This window comes from Holdemania sp. 1001302B_160321_E10, from assembly GCF_015552275.1.
Taxonomy (GTDB): Bacteria; Bacillota_I; Bacilli_A; order Erysipelotrichales; family Erysipelotrichaceae; genus Holdemania.
Map to the genome: position 1 here is coordinate 1 of NZ_JADNEM010000064.1, position 3,027 is coordinate 3,027.

The window sequence follows — 3,027 nt, forward strand, 5'->3', positions numbered from 1 at the left end:
ACTACATCCACCTGCTTTCGATCGCAGTCATAGAGCATGCGCTGCAGCTCTGGACGGTTCTCTGCGTGCTTCCCGGATATGGCTTTATCAGCATAAGTGCCGACGATCTCAATATTATTTCGTTTAGCGTAATCTTCGATGATCGCGATCTGTTGCTCAATCGACTCGCTTTTTTGGCTCGCTGATGAGTAGCGAGCGTAGATATAACCTCTTTGCATTTTGTTCGGCCTCCTTGTATAATAGAGGCATAGTAAAAGGCATGACCCCCAAGTCATTTTTACTATGCAGTGAGCGGTGTTACCAGCACCAGCTCTATATTTCTCGGAGTTACCAGCTCCGGGATTTTTTTATTGTTAATCACCTAAATAACAGATGTTTTGTAGTGTTGTTTCTTTTTATCTCTAAAGGTGTAATATAAAAAGGTCAAGCTATTAAACACTACTCTTAAATGGAGTTCAACCTCAAGAGTATATTCAAATATTTCAAATTCATCACAATATTCTATAAAAAAATAAATTGTAATATCATCATTAGCAGATATATATAAATTTTTTTCTAAGTTTAACGTTATGTTAAATGGTCTATTCATCCTCAATAGATATCTTTCTGAATTATTATCCATTTTAGATTTAATAAAAACGTTTTCATGGTCGCAAGTTATTTCGTAATGAACATACGCATTACCACGACCTTCATTTAATAGTTGTATTACATATTCAGACTTATAAAATTCATCTATTGATATAGCTTCGGGATTTAATTCTTTGTTTTTTGTAATATAATAATGACAACTTTGCTTTTCGTAATCATCTGTAGCTAGAAACGATATAGTAGGCTTATACTGTATGGCTAAATCTTCTCTTCGCTTTTCAGCTTGATCTTTTATCGTCCACCAGACCCCATATAAAGTAAGAAAACCACCAACTATGGAACCGCTGTATTCGGCTAAGGCGATACCAATATCTTTTGGAAAAACTCCATCAATAAGTGGACAATCCCATAAAAAGACTATAGGAATAAGTATGATTATACATAAAATTTCAAAGACTAATTTTTTATTTTCTTTAACAAATTTCATCATTCAAAATCCTTAATGACTTTTTTTAGTTTTCCAAGACACCTAAAGCATTCATCAACTGGATCAATTACCACTGGTTCAAAATCACTATTCATAGGTTGAAGCATAATAATGCCATTTAAAGTATTGAATTTTTTACACATTGCCTCATTTTCATCTACGCAAAAACAACCAATAACGCCTATATCTACTTTTGCCGTTTTTTCAAATATAAGCAAATCACCTGTATTAATTCCAGCATCTTTCATTGATTCGCCAAAAGCTATCTGACAGAAGTAGTTATCAGGATCAGTGTTCAATCCTTTTGAAGGAACAGGGATGTATTCGATGATGTTATCATCATTAAAACCACCATTCCCACAACAAAGAGAACTATATAACGGAATACGAATGTAGCCTATGCCAACAGATTTATAAAGATCCTCATCTTCTTCGCTGCCTACAATAACTGCGGGCGAGATTTGAAGTATCTTTGCTAAAGCGGCTATTCTACTTCTTTTCATATCGCCAATATCACCGCTTTCCCATCGAGATACAGTTCCTTCACTTACGTCGCATGCTTTAGCGATATCCATTAATGTTAGTTTAAGTTCCTTTCGTCTTGCTTTAAGAACATCTTTTATCTTCATGACCTTACCTCTTTATATTCATTATATATAATTCTTGCATTTTTGCAATAAACAAATATAAAAAGCGTTAACACTTGCAAAAACGCATTGACTTACGTAAACGCAAGTGATATCATGGAATTAGTTAGGAGGTGAACTAAATGAATATCTATTTGTTAGAAATGAAAATGAAGATAAAGGGAAAAACCAATGAAGATATGGCAAGAAGAATAGGTGTTGATCCTGCAACTTTTTACCGAAAGAAAACGGGTAGAAGTGAATTTACACGAAGTGAGCTTCAAGCCATCCGTTCTGAGCTTTCTTTATCTCAGGAGGAGTTAGAGAGTATTTTTTTTAAAGATTAACTTGCGTAAACGCAAGCGAATATTAAAGCGAGGTGATAAATATTGAAGCGAAAAGGAAAAAATATTGGTCTAATGAAAAGAAAAGAAGGTAAGGTTACTGTTGATTTTAATGATCGTAAAGAGTTAAAGGAAGAACGTGTTCTCGTGATCGATAACATCAGAATCTTGAAAAGAGAAGTTAAATCTCTTAATGGAAAATAAATGGCACTCAAGATAAGTTCTGATGAATTCGCTTCACATGAAAAGAGGCTAGCGTAAGGGCATGGATTTTCTTCTTGACTGTATCGCTATGCTAAGTTTCCCTCTAGCACTATCGCTTATGATCTTTATAACACCAGGCTTATTAGTTTGTTGGGAATGGGATAGGGAAAGTGTAACGTTTAAAAGCTTGATGCTTTTTACCAAGATAGCAGCCGTTATTGTAATTATTTGTTTCATTCTAATCTCATTTTCAGGATGTGGCTTGTGGGATGGGAGGATATTCTGTTAAATGCAACTTCTTAAAAGCTCTGCTGCACTTTTAGTGATAATGCTTCCAGTGGTGACCGTGATCTTTGCGCTTCCACCATTCGAAGGATTTCTTAAAAGTCTTCCAAATTGGTTCAAAGTGATGGTTGTGGTTTTATGGCTAATGGCCATTAGTGTCGTATGGGAGGGAGTATGATCGATTTATTAATCGGATTAACCGGATTTCTTATGTTCTCAAGTTGGCTACTTCTGATTTTTAACAAAAACCTCATGTGGCCAGAGCCTAATGACAATTCGGTATTATTCGAAGTATCTGTCCTGATCGGATCTTCATTGCTGTTCATTCTGTTTGGTTCTATTAGATAGCGTAACACCAAACGATTTATTCAAAACCGACTGATTAGCAATTAATTCCATAGCCAACGCCACACAAAAAAGGAAGTCTAAATAAGACTTCCTAAGAGTTGAATAAAAGCAACGATGTAAGGAATCCAATCAGGAACTAAAG

5 protein-coding genes are annotated in these 3,027 nt (G+C 35.1%); 2 read left to right on the top strand and 3 right to left on the bottom strand.

From position 1 onward, the window contains the following. From I2D94_RS17910 to I2D94_RS17920, 3 genes are all read right to left on the bottom strand, one after another. Nucleotides 1–218, bottom strand: a 218-nt coding sequence (locus I2D94_RS17910; RefSeq protein ID WP_195397889.1) for a recombinase family protein, incomplete at its 3' end; no start/stop codon positions are given. A 143-nt stretch (nucleotides 219–361) separates the two neighbouring features. Then, nucleotides 362–1,081, bottom strand: coding sequence for a hypothetical protein (locus I2D94_RS17915; RefSeq protein ID WP_195397890.1), 720 nt, complete (start codon nucleotides 1,079–1,081; stop codon nucleotides 362–364). Beyond that, nucleotides 1,078–1,707, bottom strand: coding sequence for a LexA family transcriptional regulator (locus I2D94_RS17920; protein ID WP_229056959.1), 630 nt, complete (start codon nucleotides 1,705–1,707; stop codon nucleotides 1,078–1,080). The genes I2D94_RS17915 and I2D94_RS17920 overlap by 4 nt, the downstream gene beginning before the upstream one ends. A gap of 140 nt (nucleotides 1,708–1,847) precedes the next feature. On the opposite strand from I2D94_RS17920, the gene I2D94_RS17925 reads away from it, so the two are divergent. Both I2D94_RS17925 and I2D94_RS17930 read left to right on the top strand, forming a co-directional pair. Further along, a complete protein-coding gene (locus I2D94_RS17925) occupies nucleotides 1,848–2,051 on the top strand; it encodes a helix-turn-helix domain-containing protein (RefSeq protein WP_195397891.1) in 204 nt (67 codons plus the stop codon). 42 nt (nucleotides 2,052–2,093) lie between these two features. Beyond that, complete coding sequence (locus tag I2D94_RS17930) at nucleotides 2,094–2,252, top strand: hypothetical protein (RefSeq protein ID WP_195397892.1); 159 nt, start codon at nucleotides 2,094–2,096, stop codon at nucleotides 2,250–2,252. The last annotated feature ends 775 nt before the right edge of the window (nucleotides 2,253–3,027 follow it).